Source organism: Albidovulum sp. (assembly GCF_041919395.1).
Lineage (GTDB): Bacteria > Pseudomonadota > Alphaproteobacteria > Rhodobacterales > Rhodobacteraceae > Albidovulum.
Genome location: NZ_JAYRTX010000026.1, coordinates 1 through 15,340, shown reverse-complemented (window position 1 = coordinate 15,340; position 15,340 = coordinate 1). Strand labels below are relative to the sequence as shown.

The following is a 15,340-nucleotide window of genomic DNA, read 5'->3' as shown; positions in this document are numbered from 1 at the left end:
TCCGGTTCTACTCAGAGCGCCTCGGCGCCCGAAATGATTTCGATGAGTTCCTTGGTGATCGCGGCCTGGCGCGAGCGGTTGTAGACGATCGTCAGCCTGTCGATCATGTCGCCCGCGTTGCGCGTCGCGTTGTCCATCGCGCTCATCCGCGCGCCCTGTTCGGACGCACCGTTTTCCAGCAGCGCCGTGAAGATCTGGGTCGCCACGCCGCGCGGCAGGAGGTCGGCCAGGATGCCTTCCTCCGACGGCTCGTAGTCATAGAGCGCCGAAGCGCCCTCGGCCCCGCCCTCGAACGTCGCCGGAATGATCTGGCTCGCCGTCGGGACCTGGCTGATCACCGACTGGAAGCGGTTGAAGAAGATCGTCGCGACGTCGAACTCGCCGGCGTCGAAGCGCTTGATCAGATCGCGCGCGATCCCCTGGGCCACGTCGTAGCCCATCTTCTTCACCTCGGAGAGATCGACATGGCCGACGAAATGCTTGGCGTAGTCGCGCTTGAGCTGTTCGCGCCCCTTCTTGCCGACGGTCAGGATCTTCACCGTCTTGCCCATCCGCAGAAGCTCGGTCGCCCGGGCCCGTGCAAGCCGCACGATGGTGGAGTTGAAGCCGCCGCAGAGACCGCGCTCGGCCGTCATGACCACCAGAAGGTGGGTCTGGTCCGCGCCCGTCCCGGCGAGAAGCCGGGGCGCGCTGTCGGACCCGCCGACCGAGGCGGCAAGACCGGCCATGACCGCGTTCATCCGCTCCGCATAGGGGCGGGCGGCCTCGGCGGCTTCCTGGGCGCGGCGCAGCTTCGCCGCCGCGACCATCTGCATGGCCTTGGTGATCTTCCGCGTCGACTTGACGCTGGCGATCCTGTTCTTCAGGTCCTTAAGGCTGGGCATGTCCCTGTCCCCTCCCCCCGCTTACGCGAAGGTCTTGGCGAATTCGGCGATCGCAGCCCTGAGCTTGTCCTCGGCCTCGCCCTTGATCTTGGGGTCGTCCTTGGTGAGCCATTCGAGGATGTCCGTGCGGTTCGTGCGCAGGTGCTTCAGCAGCCCCGCCTCGAACCGGCCGACGTCCCTGACCGCGATGTTGTCGAGGAAGCCCTTGGTGCCGGCGAAGATGACGCAGACGATTTCCGCATTGGTCAACGGCGAGTACTGCGGTTGCTTCATCAGCTCCGTCAGGCGCGCGCCACGGTTCAGAAGCCGCTGCGTCGCCGCGTCGAGGTCGGAACCGAACTGCGCGAAGGCCGCCATCTCTCGGTACTGCGCCAGTTCCAGCTTCACCGGGCCGGCGACCGACTTCATCGCGTTGGTCTGGGCCGAGGAACCGACCCGCGACACCGACAGACCGGTGTTCACGGCCGGGCGGACGCCCTGGTAGAAGAGCTCGGTTTCAAGGAAGATCTGGCCGTCGGTGATCGAGATCACGTTGGTCGGGATATAGGCCGACACGTCGCCTGCCTGCGTCTCGATGATCGGCAGCGCCGTCAGCGACCCCGCGCCGTTATCCTTGTTCAGCTTCGCGGACCGCTCCAGTAGGCGGCTGTGCAGGTAGAAGACGTCGCCCGGATAGGCTTCGCGCCCCGGCGGACGGCGCAGCAGCAGCGACATCTGGCGGTAGGCGACGGCCTGCTTCGAAAGGTCGTCGTAGATCATCAGCGCGTGGCGGCCGTTGTCGCGGAAGAACTCGCCCATCGCGGTCGCAGAATAGGGCGCGAGGAACTGCATCGGCGCCGGATCGGACGCGGTCGCGGCGACGACGATGGAGTAGGCGAGCGCACCGGTCTCTTCCAGCTTCTTCACGAGCTGGGCAACGGTAGAACGCTTCTGCCCCACGGCGACGTAGATGCAGTAGAGCTTCTTGCTCTCGTCCGCGCCGGCGGCCTCGTTGTAGGACTTCTGGTTCAGGATCGTGTCGAGCGCGAGCGCGGTTTTGCCGGTCTGGCGGTCGCCGATGATCAGCTCGCGCTGGCCGCGGCCGATGGGGATCATGGCGTCCACCGACTTCAGGCCCGTGGCCATCGGCTCGTGCACCGATTTCCGCGGGATGATGCCGGGCGCCTTCACGTCGGCCACGGCGCGCCTCTTGGCGTTGATCGGACCCTTGCCGTCGATCGGGTTGCCGAGACCATCGACCACGCGCCCCAGAAGCTCGTCACCCACGGGCACGTCCACGATGGACTTGGTGCGCTTGACGGTGTCGCCTTCCTTGATGTCCTGGTCCGAGCCGAAGATCACGATACCGACGTTGTCGACCTCGAGGTTGAGCGCCATCCCGCGGATACCGCCGGGGAATTCGACCATCTCGCCGGCCTGGACGTTGTCGAGCCCATGCACGCGGGCAATCCCGTCACCGACCGACAGCACGCGGCCAACCTCGGCCACTTGCGCTTCCTGACCGAAGTTCTTGATCTGCTCCTTGAGGATCGCAGAGATCTCGGCTGCCTGGATTCCCATTATCCGACCTCTTTCATGACATTCTGCAACGAGGCGAGCTTCGAGCGGATCGAGGTGTCGATCATCTTCGAGCCGACCTTGACGATAAGTCCGCCGATGAGACTTTCATCCACGGTGGTGTTGAGCTTGACGGTCTTGCCGACCGTCTTCTTCAGCGATGCGGCGAGCTTTTCGGCCTGTGCCTTCGTCAGTTCGGCCGCCGCCGTCACCTCGGCGGTGACTTCGCCCTTCTCCTCGGCGATCATCTCGCCAAGCGCGGCGAGAAGCTGCGGCAGCACGAAGAGCCGGCGGTTCGCGGCCATCAGCGCGAGCGTGTTGGCGACGGTGGACGAGAGCCCCATCCTGACGGCGAGCGCCGACATGGCGCGTCCCTGCTCGTCGCGCGAGAAGACTGGCGAGGCGATGACCTCGCGGAGGTCGGCGCTGTCCTTCAGGGCCTGGGCCAGCGCAGCCACGTCGGCCTCCAGACCGGAAAGGCCCTTTGCCTCTTTCGCGAGTTCAAAAACGGCCGTGGCGTAGCGCCCGGCGATCCCTGCGGAAATCGAAGCTGGTTCGGACACGTCGACCCTTCCGATTGTTCTGTCCCCAAGCCCCCCGGTCCCGATCTTGCGGCCTGGTCGAAGGGCACCCGTGGCGTGCGCATGGGCGCCCGTCCGAGGTCGGCGCGGGTGTAGCAGAGCGGGCAATGCCTCGCAACCGCCTTGGTGAAACTATTGCACAGACGGATCTCCCGCATTTTCAGGGACTTCGGCGCTTTGTGCCGGAGAGTCGCACGCGGCTCGCCGGAAGTTTGGGCGATAACATTTACTACCGTTGCAAGAATCCCTCGCGCGGCATCGCGATTCACGCCGGCTCTGCGGTGGGTTTGGGCAGCGCTTCGAGCACGCGAAGCGGTTTTCGGACCGCCGCGGCGAGGCCCGGACGCTGCGGCGCATGGACATGTTTCGACACTTCGAGCATCAGGACACCCCCCGCGAGGACCGAGGAGACGCGGTGGCCGAACCGTTCCCACGCTGCCGCAGTCCTGAGCCAGAAGCGGCGCGACGAGGGCGGCACGAAGAGCGCCGAAATCTGGCGTTCGGCTGCGAAGGAATGGCCGCGAAGCTGCGCGTCAAGCTGGCTCATCGAATAGGGCCGGCCGAAGCCGAAGGGCGTGCGGTCCGACCGCGACCAGAGACCCGACCGGTTCGGCACGATGAAAAGGGCTCGCCCGCCGGGGCCGAGGACGCGCCAGCACTCGTCGAGGAGGGCCGCCGGGCTGTCCGAAGTCTCCAGCCCGTGCAGGACGATGAGCCGATCCACCATCCCGGTCTCGATCGGCCATTGGGTCTCCTCGCAGAGGACCGACACGTTGTCCATGCCGGCGGGCCAGGGCATCACGCCCTGCGGCCCGGGCATGAGCCCGATGACCCGCCGCGCGTCGGCAAGATAGGGGCGCAGCAAGGGCACCGCGAAGCCGAAGCCCGCGACCGTCTCGCCCTTCGCGGGCGGCCAGAGCGTGACGACCTGATCGCGGATCGCCTTCTGCGCCACGCGGCCGAGTTGCGTGCGGTAGTAGAAGTTCCGCAGGTCGAGAACGTCGAGATGCATTGCGCTGGGGCCGTCCTTCGGCAAAAGTCGGTCGTCAGCATACGGAAACGGACGCGAATTGCCATGCCGCTCGAACTCGTCACCGTCCCCTGCCTGAAGGACAACTACGCCTTCCTCGCACATGACGCGGCGACCGGGGCGACGGCAGTCGTCGATGTGCCCGAAGCCGCGCCGATCCTGAACGCTCTCGCCGAGCGCGACTGGAAGGCGAGCCACATCCTCATCACCCATCATCATGACGACCACATCGCCGGGCTGAAGGCGCTTGCGGCCGCCACGGGCGCGCGGGTGATCGGCGCCGCCGCCGACGCCCACCGCCTGCCGAAGCTCAACGAGGCCCTCCGCGAGGGCGACACGATCCGCATCGGCATGGACGAGGGAAAGGTGATCGACGTGTCGGGCCACACCGTCGGCCACGTCGCCTATCATTTTCCGGCCTCCGGGCTCGTCTTCACCGGCGACAGCCTGATGGCGCTCGGCTGCGGCCGGGTGTTCGAGGGGACGATGCCGCAGATGTGGGAAAGCCTGACGAAACTCGCGGTCCTGCCGCCTGACACTCTCGTCTGCTCGGGCCACGAATACACCCAGTCGAATGCCCGCTTCGCATTGACCGTGGAGCCGGACAATGCCGCGCTTCAGGCCCGCGCGGCGGCGGTCGCGGCGGCCCGGGCCGAGGGCCGGCCCACCGTCCCCTCGCGCCTGTCCGAGGAGCTTGCGACCAACCCCTTCCTGCGCGCGGGCCGTCCGGAGGTGAAGCGGGCGATGGCGATGGAGGCCGCGTCCGACGCCGCGGTCTTCGCCGCGATCCGGAGTGCCAAGGACCGGTTCTGAGCCCGTCCGCGGGGCCGGACCTTGACGGACGGCAGGGCGCACTCCATCTTTCCTCCCGTCGCGGGGGCATCGCGGTCCCCACTGGTTTCAACCATCCTCACGCCCGCAGCCGTAACGATCACATTTTGTGCCAAAGGCAGAGCCTTGGCCGAAATGCGCCAGAAAACACTTGAAGCTGCCCGATTTCCACCGAAGTTTAAAGGTATGAGGCGATGGTAGGCCTCGGGCCTCGTGCCCGACCTGCCGACAGGAAAGGAGCACGAAAGTGCCGTCATTCTCGAACACGCTCGAACAGGCCATCCACGCGGCGCTGGCGCTCGCCAATGCCCGGCGGCATGAACTCGCCACGCTCGAACACCTTCTCCTGGCCCTCACGGACGAACCTGATGCGGCCAAGGTCATGCGCGCCTGTTCGGTGGACATCGAGGAACTGAAGAAGACGCTTTCCGACTTCATCGACGACGACCTTTCCACCCTCGTCACCGATGTCGAGGGATCGGAGGCAGTGCCGACCGCCGCCTTCCAGCGCGTCATCCAGCGCGCCGCGATCCATGTCCAGTCCTCCGGACGGACCGAGGTCACCGGCGCCAACGTGCTCGTCGCGATCTTCGCCGAGCGCGAGTCGAATGCGGCCTATTTCCTGCAGGAACAGGACATGACCCGTTATGACGCCGTCAACTTCATCGCCCACGGCGTCGCCAAGGATCCCTCCTTCGGCGAGACCCGGCCCGTCACGGGCGCGCAGGAGCAGGAAGAGCACGGCGCGACCGAGGCGCAGGGCGAGGCAAAGGAAAGCGCCCTGGCCAAGTACTGCGTCGATCTCAACCAGAAATCGAAGAAGGGCGACATCGACCCGCTCATCGGCCGCGAGGCCGAGATCGAGCGCTGCATCCAGGTGCTCTGCCGCCGGCGAAAGAACAACCCGCTCCTCGTGGGCGACCCCGGCGTGGGCAAGACCGCCATCGCCGAGGGGCTGGCGCTCAAGATCGTGCGGAAAGAGACGCCCGACATCCTGAAGGGTGCCACCATCTTCTCGCTCGACATGGGCGCGCTTCTCGCCGGCACCCGCTACCGCGGCGATTTCGAGGAGCGGCTGAAGGCCGTCGTGAAGGAACTGGAGGACCACCCCGACGCGATCCTCTTCATCGACGAGATCCATACCGTGATCGGCGCCGGCGCCACCTCGGGCGGCGCGATGGATGCATCCAACCTGCTGAAGCCCGCGCTGCAGGGTGGCAAGCTGCGCTGCATGGGATCCACCACCTACAAGGAATTCCGCCAGCACTTCGAAAAGGACCGCGCGCTCAGCCGCCGCTTCCAGAAGATCGACGTCAACGAGCCGACGGTCGAGGACACGGTGAAGATCCTGATGGGTCTCAAGCCCTATTTCGAGAAGCACCACGACCTGCACTACACCCGCGACGCGATCAAGTCGGCGGTGGAACTGTCGGCGCGCTACATCCACGACCGCAAGCTGCCGGACAAGGCCATCGACGTCATCGACGAGGCGGGTGCTGCCCAGCATCTCGTCGCGGAATCGAAGCGCCGCAAGACCATCGGTCCCAAGGAGATCGAGGCGGTCGTCGCCAAGATCGCCCGCATCCCGCCGAAGAACGTCTCCAAGGACGATGCCGAGGTGCTGAAGGACCTGGAGCGGACGCTGAAGCGCGTGGTCTTCGGCCAGGACGCCGCCATCACTGCGCTCTCATCCGCGATCAAGCTCGCGCGTGCCGGCCTGCGGGAGCCGGAAAAGCCGATCGGCAACTACCTCTTCGCCGGCCCCACGGGCGTCGGCAAGACCGAGGTGGCCAAGCAGCTTGCCGACAGCCTCGGCGTGGAGCTTCTGCGCTTCGACATGTCGGAATACATGGAGAAGCACGCAGTCAGCCGCCTGATCGGCGCGCCGCCTGGCTATGTCGGCTTCGACCAGGGCGGGATGCTGACGGACGGCGTGGACCAGCACCCGCATTGCGTGCTCCTGCTCGACGAGATCGAGAAGGCGCACCCGGATGTCTACAACATCCTTCTGCAGGTGATGGATCACGGCAAGCTGACCGATCATAACGGCCGGCAGGTCGATTTCCGCAACGTGATCCTCATCATGACGTCGAACGCAGGTGCTGCCGACATGGCCAGGGCTGCCTTCGGTTTCGGCCGCGAACGGCGCGAGGGCGAAGATACCGCCGCGATCGAGCGGACCTTCACGCCGGAGTTCCGCAACCGTCTGGACGCGGTCATCTCCTTCGCGCCCCTGTCTCGCGAGGTGATCCTGCAGGTGGTGGACAAGTTCGTCCTCCAGCTCGAGGCGCAATTGATGGACCGCCACGTCCATATCGAGCTTTCACCCGAAGCGGCCAACTGGCTGGCGGAGAAGGGCTACGACGACAAGATGGGCGCCCGCCCCCTGGGCCGCGTCATCCAGGAGCACATCAAGAAGCCCCTGGCGGAGGAGTTGCTGTTCGGCAAGCTCACCAAGGGCGGTGTGGTGCGGGTGCGCGTGAAGGACGACGCCATCGTCCTCGATGTCGAAGAGCCCTCACGCCCGCGCCTCACCGGCTCGAAGCCTCCGCTCCTGACGGCGGACTGAACCTGGCGCGACAATTGTGGAAACGGCGCCGCGGAGGCGCCGTCTTCGCGTTTCGGGGACCTCGCCCGCTGGCCTGGATCAGGGAAGGCTCCGCCCATCGGCCGGCGTGTCCTGGCTGAAAACGTTGACCCAGCCCGACGGCGCCCTCTGCCAGACGGATGAGACATACATCGCCTCGTCGTCGGTCCGCCCGGTGCGCCGAAAGTCGGCCCGATAGGCCAGAATGGCGTGATCGGCGCCGAGGGGCAGCAGGCGTGCATCGGACAGCCGGAAGCCGGTGACCGTCGGCCCGCCGGAAAGCTGCGCGGCATGTGCATCGCGCCCGGCGAACCCGTCCGGATAGACCCCAAGGAAGTCGGCCGCCAGCGCAGCCCGGTCGGCTTCCGCATCACCCGAAACCAATGCCTGCCACACGGCTGTCTCGCAGGCGATCAATTCGGCAAGAAGCGCGGCGGGCCTTGCCACGCTCATCGCTCCGTCAGCTTCAGTTCGATCCGCCGGTTCTGCGCCCGCGCCTCGGGCGTGTCGCCTTCCGCAACCGGGCGGTATTCGCCGAACCCTGTCGCGGCCATCCTTTCCGGCGGGAACCCGAGGTCGTCCTGCATGAAGCGCACGACCGACAGCGCGCGGGCCTGCGAAAGCTCCCAGTTGTCGCGGAACTGGCCGGCGCCCGACAGCGGCACGTCGTCGGTGTGCCCGTCCACCCGGATGATCCAGTCGATTTCCGGCGGGATCACTGCGGCAACTTCCTGAAGGGTTGCGGCCACCCCGGCGATCTGGCTCTGGCCTTCGGGCGAAAGCGTGGCCGAGCCCGGCTGGAACAGCACCTCGGAGGAAAAGACGAAGCGGTCGCCGACAACCCGCACGCCCTCTCGCCCCGCCAGAACCTCGGACAGCCTGCCGAAGAATTCCGACCGGTACCGGGCAAGCTCCTTCGTCTCTTCCTTCAGCGCCTTGGCCTCGGCCTCGAGGCGGATCCGCTCCGCCTCCTCCAGTGCCGCGCGGCGCTTCTCCTCGGCCGCGACGCGGGCAAGGGCGGAGTTGAGCTGGCTGCCGAGCGCCTCGATCTGCACCTTCGCGTCGGCATCCTTCGCGGCCGAGGCGTCGAGCAATTCCTGCAACGCGCCGAGCTGGCCGCGCAGGGCCGCGACCTGTTCGTTCAGGAGCGTCACCTTGCGCGCGGCCTCGGCCGAGACCGCCTGTTCCTCCGCCAGCCGGGTGTCCGCCGTGGCGAGAAGGGCCCGTTGCCGCTCCGCCTCGCCCAGCGCCTGCTTGGACCGGGCCTCGGCTGCCAGCTTGGCCGCGAGCGCGGCGGCGAGTTCCTCCTCGATCGCCTGGCGGTCGGCGTCGGTGGCCGTGCGCGCCGCCTCGGCCGCGGCTTTCGCGGCGGCAAGTTGCTCCGCGGTGGCCGTCTCGGCCAGCAGCGCCGCCGCGAGGCGGGTGTCGAGGTCCCTCCGCGCGGCCTCGGCGGCGGCGAGAAGCGTCAGCGTCTCCTCCGCCCGCTTCCGCTCGGACTCGAGCGCCAGCGTCATCGCCGTGAGTTCGTCCTCGGCCCCCTTCAGCCGCGCGCGCAGCGCCTCGGCGGCGGCGGCCTCGGCCAGCCGCTGGGCCTCCTTTGCATCGAGCGCGCTCTCGGCCGAGGCAAGCGCGGCGGCCCCGGCCTCGCCCCGCTTGCGGAGGTCCGCGACCAGCGCCTCCAGCGCCTCCCGCCGGGCGGCAGCGAGGCGCGCCGCCTCCGCCTGGGCGTCGATCTCCTCCCGCGCCCTGGCGACGGCGAGGTTCAGCGCCTCCTCAGCCGTCGCCAGCCGGTCGCGCTCGGCCCCCAGCGCTGCGGCTTCCCCGCGCGCCGCATCGCGTTCGGCGAGAAGCGATGCCACCTGCGCCTCGAAATCGGTGATCCGCGCCTCGGCCGCGCCAAGCTCGGCCGTGCGCGCGCTAAGGCTCGCACCGAGGTTGGCGATCAGCGCCGCCTGCCGCTCCGCCTCGGCCTCGGCGGCCGAAAGCCCGGCGGTGAGGTCCGCCGTGCGGCTCCGCTCCAGCCCGAGCGCGTCGGCCAGGTCGGCGACCTGTGCCCCGAGCGCCTCAAGCTCGCTGCCTTGAGTGTTGATCTGCTCGCGCAGGACATATTGCACGACCATGAAGATGGTCACGACGAAGGTCAGGACGAGGATCAGGGTCGACAGCGCATCGACATAGCCGGGCCAGATGTTCGTCGAGAACCGCTGCCCTCCCCTGCCCTGCGACAGCGCCATCTCAGCCCCTCCGCCCCTGCTCGGCGGCCCGGCCGAGTGCGCGGACCGCGCGCGTGAGTTCGGCGAGATCGCCTCGCAGGTCGGCCATGCTTTCCTGCCGCCCCGCCGCGACCTCTTCCAGGAGCTTCAGCATCTGCACGTCGATCGAGCGGAGCCGCATCCGGCTTTCGGCGTCGCCGCCGTCGATCCGCACGTCCTGGCTGTTCCTCTCGATCAGCGCCACGAGCCGGTCCTGCGCCTCGGCGATACGGGTAAGCTGGGCGTTCGATCCCGCCTCGCTCTCCAGCCGCCGGGTCAGCGCCTCCACCGCGCCCGCCACGCCTTCGAGCCGCTCGTTCACCGCCGCGCGGCCGGCGTCGGTGCGTTCGAGGATCGTCTGCAGCGTCTCCACCTGCCCCGCCATGTGATCGAGGATGCCCGCCACCGCCTCGCCGTCGAGGGTGCTGTCGCCATCGCCCCCTGCGAAGGACAGGCGCGTGAAGGAGGTCAGCCATTCCTCCAGTTCCCGGTAGAAGCGGTTCTGGCCGTGGCCGGCGAAAAGCTCCAGGAGCCCGACGACGAGCGAACCCGCCAGCCCGAGCAGCGAGGACGAAAAGGCCGTGCCCATGCCGCCAAGTTGCCGTTCCAGCCCGGTCATCAGCTTGTCGAAGACCTGGATGCCGCTTTCCCCCTCCTGCGGGGCGAGCGCGCGGATCGTGTCGACGACGGCCGGGACGGTGGTGGCGAGGCCGTAGAACGTGCCGAGAAGGCCGAGGAAGATCAGAAGGCTTGTCAGGTAGCGGGTGAAGTCGCGCGCCTCGTCGATCCGTGTGGCGACCGATTCGAGGATCGAGCGCGCCGAGGAAGACGAGATCTGTCCGCCCTTCGGCCCGCGCGAGCGCAGGAGTGCCGCGAGCGGCGCCAGAAGGCGCGGGGCGATCGTTATCTCGTGCCCCGGCCGATGGGCGGCAAATCCCTCGATCCAGCTGACCGACCGGATCAGCTGCGCGAGCTGCCAGAAACAGGTCAGCACGCCCAGCACGAAAACACCGAGGATCATTCCATTCAGCCAGGGGTTGGCCGCGAAGATGGAGAAGATCGGCCCGTAGGCGAACCAGCCCCCGACGCCCACCAGCGCCAGCGCGAGCAGCATCATCGCCACCTGCCGCACGGGCTGCGAGAATAAGGGCTCAGCCGCGCGTATCGCCTTGTCCATCAGCCTGCCATCCCGCCCCGATCTTGCGGCCAGAATAGGGGGAGGGGCGCGGGGTCACAAGCCGTCAGAGGCAAGCCGCCGCACCCGGTCCGAGAGCCAGTCGAGGTCGGCGTCGGCGATCCCGAGTTCGTTGAGGTGGGCGGCGGTGTTCCAGAGGTAGTCGCGGTTCGGCCCCCGCCCTCCGGCCGCCCCGGTGATGATCCGCGCCTGCTCCTCGAGCGCGAGGCCGCCACAATACTGCACGTGATCGGGGTCGATGACATAGGTCACGGCCTCCACCTGCCGGCCGTCGGCGAGGTCCACGCGAAGCACCTTCTCCAGATAGGCCGAGGAAATCAGCTCGCGTTCCCGCAGGGCGGCGAGGGTTTCGTCGGCGCGGAGGGCGCTCACCGCGAAGGCGACGCCGTGGCATTCGGAGCCCTCTGCCGCGTCGAGCGCGAGGACGAGCCCCGGCCTTTCGACCGTGCCGCGATAGTGGAAGGAGCGCATGCAGAACGACCGGTGCCAGCCCGGAAGCCGGGCAAGAACCCGCTTCTCCCAGACGAATCCGGGCTCCCACATGAGCGAGCCATAGCCGAAGACCCACAATCCGTTCATGCCCGCCTGCTGGTTTCCCGCCGTTCCGGCGTTATAAAGCGGATCGTGCCGTGCGAGGGAAGGCCCCATGCGTCTGATGCTCTGGATCATTGCGGGTCTGACCGCGCTCTACTGCGGCTACTGGGCGCTGGCCGCCCGCACGATCCGAACCGGGGCCGAGGCGACGCTGGTGGCGCTGCGGGCCGAGGGGCGGGGCGATGCCGAGGCCATCGAGGTCGGGGGTTTTCCGGCACGTTTCGACGTGACGCTGACCGGCCCGCAGGCCACGAGCCCGGACGGCGCGATCCGCTGGAGCGCCGGCGCGCTCAAGTTCTACGCGCTCTCCTATCGGCCGCAGCATGTGATTGCAGTCTTTCCTGCCGAACAGCAGGTCAGGTTCGGTGGCGAGACGGTGAATGTCGCCTCGGCCGAGCTGTCGGCGAGCGCCGTCTTCGGGCTCGCGCCGGAGCTTCCGCTCGACCACGCGCAGGCCGTCGGGACCGCGGTTTCCCTTGGCTCGGACGCTGGCTGGGCGCTTGCCGCCGAAAACCTGCGGGCCGCCATCCGCAGGGCGGAGACCGCGACGGCGCATGACATCGGCATCGAGATCGCGGGGATCACGCTTTCCGGTGTGCCGGCCCGGATCGTGACTTCGGGCGAGGTGCTGCCGGCCCGGGGCGAACGGTTCTATCTCGACGCGACGGTCGCGCTCGACCGGCCGCTCGATAGGGTCGCGGCGATCGAGGGCGTGCAGGTGCGTGCGGTCGATATCCGCAGCCTGGCGCTCGACTGGGGGCCTGCGGGCATGTCGGGGCGCGGGGAGGTCGCGCTTGATTCCGACGGCTTGCCCGAGGGACGCATCGAACTCTCGTTCCGGAACTGGCGCGCCGTGCTGCGGCTCGCCACCGCGCTCGGACTGGTCAGGGCCGAAACGGCCCCGACCGTCGAACGCGCGCTTGAAGGGCTCGCCACGCTCGGCGGAAATGCCGAGGTGCTGTCGCTGCCGCTGGTCTTCGCCGGCGGACGGATGAGTCTCGGCCCGGTGCCGCTCGGCCCCGCTCCGAGGCTCTGAAGGGTCAGCGGCAATAGGCGCCGCGGCCGCGGGCGGTGTCGAGATGGAAGTGATCGTTGTGGAACCGGTCGGAGCCGGGGCCGAGCACGGTGTTGAACGGACCGCAGGCCGCCTTCCGCGCCGAGGCGAGCGTCTTGCCCGCGGCCTTCGTGCCCCAGCCCTTGAGGACCGAGATCGACGTGCCGTCCGCCAGGATGATGGCCGAGACATCGACCGCCCGGCCGCGGCCGTGCTCGCTGATCTTCGCGCCCTTCTGGTTGTTGCGCGACCGGCAGGAATAGCTCGCCGCGATCTGCAGCGCGGCGACCCCGCCGCCCTTGCGGCCGACGGCAGGCTTCACGCCGCCTTCCACCCAGTCCTTGAGCGCGCGGGCCGTGGTGCAGTCGATGCTGGCGGGTTGAGTCAGCGCCACGCCTGCAATCGAGATCACGCTGACCCCGTCCTCGAGCCCGCAGCCCTTCACCTTGCCGAGGATCGGCGGGATCGCCTTGCCGACGATCGCCGGATCGCCGCAGATGCCGCCCTTGCGGCCGGTGACGGCGCCCGTGGACTGCGGCACGCGGAAGGCGGCCTGCACGATGACTTCGGGACCACCGGCAACCGGGAGCGCCCGTCCGGGCGCGACCGCCATCGTGCGAAGCGTGCGCGGACGCGCCTCGGGACGGGGCGACTGCGCCGCGGCTGACACCGCGCCGGCGGCCGCAGACATGGCCGCCGGACGCGCCATGGGCCGCAGCGGCGCCGGAGCGTCGGGAAGAAGGAGCGCGGCCACGGATACCGCCGCGCGCGTCACCTCCGGCGCTTCCGCCGCATCGGGACGGGGCGCAGGCCGTACCTGCACCGATATCGCAAGCGCCGCGGCGTCACTGCCGGGGCGCACCTTGGGGCGGGGGCTTTCGGCGATCGGGGCGGAAAGGGCAGCGCTGCCGATCAGGACGAGAGCGAGGGCGGGAACGACCCGGCCCCTCATGCGCCCGGCGCCTTGGTCCGGCCGAAGTCCGGCGCCGCGGTGTCCTGCCCCGCCTCGATGATGCCGCGGCGTATGGCCCGCGTGCGGGTGAAATAATCGTGAAGCATCTCTCCGTCCCCCATCCGGATCGCGCGCTGGAGCATGAAAAGCTCCTCGGTGAAGCGCCCGAGAATATCGAGCGTCGCCTCCCGGTTCGTCAAGAACACGTCGCGCCACATCGTGGGGTCGGAGGCGGCAATCCGCGTGAAGTCGCGGAAACCCGCCGCCGAATACTTGATGATCTCGCTTTCGGTCACCCGCCTGAGGTGATCGGCCACGCCCACCATCGTATAGGCGATGAGGTGCGGCGTGTGGCTGGTCACGGCAAGCACGAGGTCATGGTGGGCCGCATCCATCTCCTCGACGTTGGCGCCCATCCCCTGCCAGAGCGCGCGGAGCCGTGCGACGGCGGCAGGATCGGCCGCGCCCGGCGTGAGCAGGCACCAGCGGTTCTGAAAGAGCGTGGAGAAGCCGGACCGGGGTCCGGAATGTTCGGTCCCGGCAAGGGGGTGGCCGGGAATGAAGTGGACGCCCGGGGGCATGTGCGGCGCCACCGCCTCGATCACCGCCTGCTTCACCGAACCGACGTCGGTCACCGTCGCGCCCGGCTTCAGATGCGGCGCGATCCCGGCCGCGACCGCCCCCATAGCGCCGACCGGCACGGCAAGCACGACGAGGTCGGCGGCCTCCACCGCCTCGGCCGCGGTGGCAAAGACCGCGTCGCAGAAGCCGAGTTCGAGCGCAGCGGCGCGGGTCGCCTCGGTCTTGGCATGGCCGACGACGCTCCCCGCGAGCCCCGCCTCCTTCATCGCGTGGCCCATCGACGAGGCGATGAGGCCGAGCCCGATGAGGGCTACGCGGTCGTAGATCGGTCCGGTCATCTCTGCGCCTTGAACTGGCCGATGGCATGGGCGACCCGGCGGCAGGAAGCTTCGTCGCCGACGGTGATCCTCAGGCAATGCGGCAAGCCGTAGCCCGATACCCGCCGCACGATCAGGCCCTGGGACTGGAGAAGGGCGTCGCAGGCTGCGGCCTCGGCCTCGTCGGCGAAGCGGGCGAGGATGAAGTTCGCGGTCGATGTGTCGGAAGGCACGCCCTTCTCTGCCAGCGCCTCGGCCAGCCAGCCGCGCATCCGCGCGTTCTCGGCGCGGCAGCGGTCGACATGCTCCCGGTCGCGCACGGCGGCTTCGGCGGCTTCCATCTGCGCGGTCGAAAGGTTGAACGGCCCGCGGATGCGGTTCAGGACGTCGATGATCGCCTTCGGCCCGTAGCCCCAGCCGATCCTGAGCCCGCCAAGACCGTAGATCTTGGAGAAGGTCCGGGTCATGAACACGTTCGGCAGCCGCGTGGCAAGCTCGGCACCGCCGTCGTAGCCCTCGACGTATTCGGCATAGGCCCCGTCGAGGACGAGGATCGTCTGCGCCGGAAGCCCCCGTGCCAGCCGCTCGACCTCGGCCAGCCCGATCATCGTGCCGGTCGGGTTGTTGGGGTTGGCGAGAAAGACGAGCCGCGTAGCGGGGCCGCAGGCCGCCAGGATCGCATCCACATCTGTCGTCCGTTCGCGCTCCCTCACGGAGACCGGCGTCGCGCCCGTGGCCTGGGCATAGATGCGGTACATCAGGAACCCGTGCTCGGTGAACACGACCTCGTCTCCCGTCCCCGCATAGGCGTGGCAGAGAAGGCCGATGACCTCGTCCGAGCCGACGCCGCAGATGATCCGGGCGGGGTCGAGTCCGTGCACCTCGCCGATCGCCTGCCTCAGCCGCGCATGGTCGGTGGAGGGA

14 protein-coding genes are annotated in these 15,340 nt (G+C 68.5%); 3 read left to right on the top strand and 11 right to left on the bottom strand.

All coding sequences use genetic code 11. From position 1 onward, the window contains the following. Nucleotides 1–11 precede the first annotated feature (11 nt). The 4 genes from ACMUOO_RS06530 to ACMUOO_RS06515 form a co-directional block, all read right to left on the bottom strand. Entirely contained in the window at nt 12–884 is an 873-nt protein-coding gene (locus ACMUOO_RS06530; protein ID WP_301919618.1) for a F0F1 ATP synthase subunit gamma, read from the bottom strand. 21 nt (nt 885–905) lie between these two features. After that, the gene (gene atpA / locus ACMUOO_RS06525; RefSeq protein WP_413854952.1) at nt 906–2,444 is read right to left on the bottom strand and encodes a F0F1 ATP synthase subunit alpha; all 1,539 of its coding nucleotides are present in this window, start codon (nt 2,442–2,444) and stop codon (nt 906–908) included. Further along, nucleotides 2,444–3,004, bottom strand: coding sequence for a F0F1 ATP synthase subunit delta (locus ACMUOO_RS06520; protein WP_301919620.1), 561 nt, complete (start codon nt 3,002–3,004; stop codon nt 2,444–2,446). Before ACMUOO_RS06520 ends, atpA begins: the two co-directional genes overlap by 1 nt. A 283-nt stretch (nt 3,005–3,287) precedes the next feature. Continuing rightward, entirely contained in the window at nt 3,288–4,034 is a 747-nt protein-coding gene (locus tag ACMUOO_RS06515; protein ID WP_301919621.1) for a methyltransferase domain-containing protein, read from the bottom strand. A gap of 63 nt (nt 4,035–4,097) precedes the next feature. On the opposite strand from ACMUOO_RS06515, the gene gloB reads away from it, so the two are divergent. Beyond that, nucleotides 4,098–4,865, top strand: coding sequence for a hydroxyacylglutathione hydrolase (gloB, locus tag ACMUOO_RS06510; RefSeq protein ID WP_301919622.1), 768 nt, complete (start codon nt 4,098–4,100; stop codon nt 4,863–4,865). Between the two features lie 265 nt (nt 4,866–5,130). Continuing rightward, entirely contained in the window at nt 5,131–7,452 is a 2,322-nt protein-coding gene (clpA, locus tag ACMUOO_RS06505; protein WP_301919623.1) for an ATP-dependent Clp protease ATP-binding subunit ClpA, read from the top strand. 78 nt (nt 7,453–7,530) lie between these two features. On the opposite strand, the gene ACMUOO_RS06500 is transcribed toward clpA, so the two are convergent. Genes ACMUOO_RS06500 through ACMUOO_RS06485 form a run of 4 tightly spaced genes read right to left on the bottom strand, consistent with a single transcriptional unit; the run spans nt 7,531 to nt 11,496 of the window. Next, complete coding sequence (locus tag ACMUOO_RS06500; protein ID WP_413854951.1) at nt 7,531–7,923, bottom strand: DUF4440 domain-containing protein; 393 nt, start codon at nt 7,921–7,923, stop codon at nt 7,531–7,533. Continuing rightward, the gene (locus ACMUOO_RS06495; RefSeq protein ID WP_301919625.1) at nt 7,920–9,704 is read right to left on the bottom strand and encodes a peptidoglycan -binding protein; all 1,785 of its coding nucleotides are present in this window, start codon (nt 9,702–9,704) and stop codon (nt 7,920–7,922) included. The genes ACMUOO_RS06500 and ACMUOO_RS06495 overlap by 4 nt, the downstream gene beginning before the upstream one ends. A 1-nt stretch (nt 9,705) precedes the next feature. Continuing rightward, the gene (locus ACMUOO_RS06490) at nt 9,706–10,899 is read right to left on the bottom strand and encodes a biopolymer transporter ExbB (protein ID WP_301919626.1); all 1,194 of its coding nucleotides are present in this window, start codon (nt 10,897–10,899) and stop codon (nt 9,706–9,708) included. A gap of 54 nt (nt 10,900–10,953) precedes the next feature. After that, nucleotides 10,954–11,496 (bottom strand): gamma-glutamylcyclotransferase, encoded by a 543-nt coding sequence (locus ACMUOO_RS06485; RefSeq protein ID WP_301919627.1) that lies wholly within the window; start codon nt 11,494–11,496, stop codon nt 10,954–10,956. Nucleotides 11,497–11,563: 67 nt separating this feature from the next. Here ACMUOO_RS06485 and ACMUOO_RS06480 point away from each other — a divergent pair, with 67 nt between their 5' ends. Continuing rightward, a complete protein-coding gene (locus ACMUOO_RS06480; RefSeq protein ID WP_301919628.1) occupies nt 11,564–12,547 on the top strand; it encodes a DUF2125 domain-containing protein in 984 nt (327 codons plus the stop codon). 4 nt (nt 12,548–12,551) lie between these two features. Here the strand turns inward: ACMUOO_RS06480 and ACMUOO_RS06475 are convergent, their stop codons facing one another. From ACMUOO_RS06475 to ACMUOO_RS06465, 3 genes are all read right to left on the bottom strand, one after another. Next, nucleotides 12,552–13,517: an extensin family protein gene (locus ACMUOO_RS06475; RefSeq protein ID WP_301919629.1), complete on the bottom strand. Its 966-nt coding sequence runs from the start codon at nt 13,515–13,517 to the stop codon at nt 12,552–12,554. Beyond that, complete coding sequence (locus ACMUOO_RS06470) at nt 13,514–14,437, bottom strand: prephenate/arogenate dehydrogenase family protein (RefSeq protein WP_301919630.1); 924 nt, start codon at nt 14,435–14,437, stop codon at nt 13,514–13,516. Before ACMUOO_RS06470 ends, ACMUOO_RS06475 begins: the two co-directional genes overlap by 4 nt. Beyond that, the coding region (locus ACMUOO_RS06465) for a pyridoxal phosphate-dependent aminotransferase (protein WP_413854950.1) at nt 14,434–15,340 on the bottom strand (907 nt) is incomplete at its 5' end. The genes ACMUOO_RS06470 and ACMUOO_RS06465, both read right to left, overlap by 4 nt.

Excerpts from the sequence above, each read along its gene's own strand:
- ACMUOO_RS06530 (WP_301919618.1), bottom strand. The coding sequence starts at position 884 with ATGCCCAGCCTTAAGGACCTGAAGAACAGGATCGCCAGCGTCAAGTCG.
- atpA (WP_413854952.1), bottom strand. The coding sequence starts at position 2,444 with ATGGGAATCCAGGCAGCCGAGATCTCTGCGATCCTCAAGGAGCAGATC.
- ACMUOO_RS06515 (WP_301919621.1), bottom strand. The coding sequence starts at position 4,034 with ATGCATCTCGACGTTCTCGACCTGCGGAACTTCTACTACCGCACGCAA.
- gloB (WP_301919622.1), top strand. The coding sequence starts at position 4,098 with ATGCCGCTCGAACTCGTCACCGTCCCCTGCCTGAAGGACAACTACGCC.
- ACMUOO_RS06500 (WP_413854951.1), bottom strand. The coding sequence starts at position 7,923 with ATGAGCGTGGCAAGGCCCGCCGCGCTTCTTGCCGAATTGATCGCCTGC.
- ACMUOO_RS06495 (WP_301919625.1), bottom strand. The coding sequence starts at position 9,704 with ATGGCGCTGTCGCAGGGCAGGGGAGGGCAGCGGTTCTCGACGAACATC.
- ACMUOO_RS06490 (WP_301919626.1), bottom strand. The coding sequence starts at position 10,899 with ATGGACAAGGCGATACGCGCGGCTGAGCCCTTATTCTCGCAGCCCGTG.
- ACMUOO_RS06485 (WP_301919627.1), bottom strand. The coding sequence starts at position 11,496 with ATGAACGGATTGTGGGTCTTCGGCTATGGCTCGCTCATGTGGGAGCCC.
- ACMUOO_RS06480 (WP_301919628.1), top strand. The coding sequence starts at position 11,564 with ATGCGTCTGATGCTCTGGATCATTGCGGGTCTGACCGCGCTCTACTGC.
- ACMUOO_RS06475 (WP_301919629.1), bottom strand. The coding sequence starts at position 13,517 with ATGAGGGGCCGGGTCGTTCCCGCCCTCGCTCTCGTCCTGATCGGCAGC.
- ACMUOO_RS06470 (WP_301919630.1), bottom strand. The coding sequence starts at position 14,437 with ATGACCGGACCGATCTACGACCGCGTAGCCCTCATCGGGCTCGGCCTC.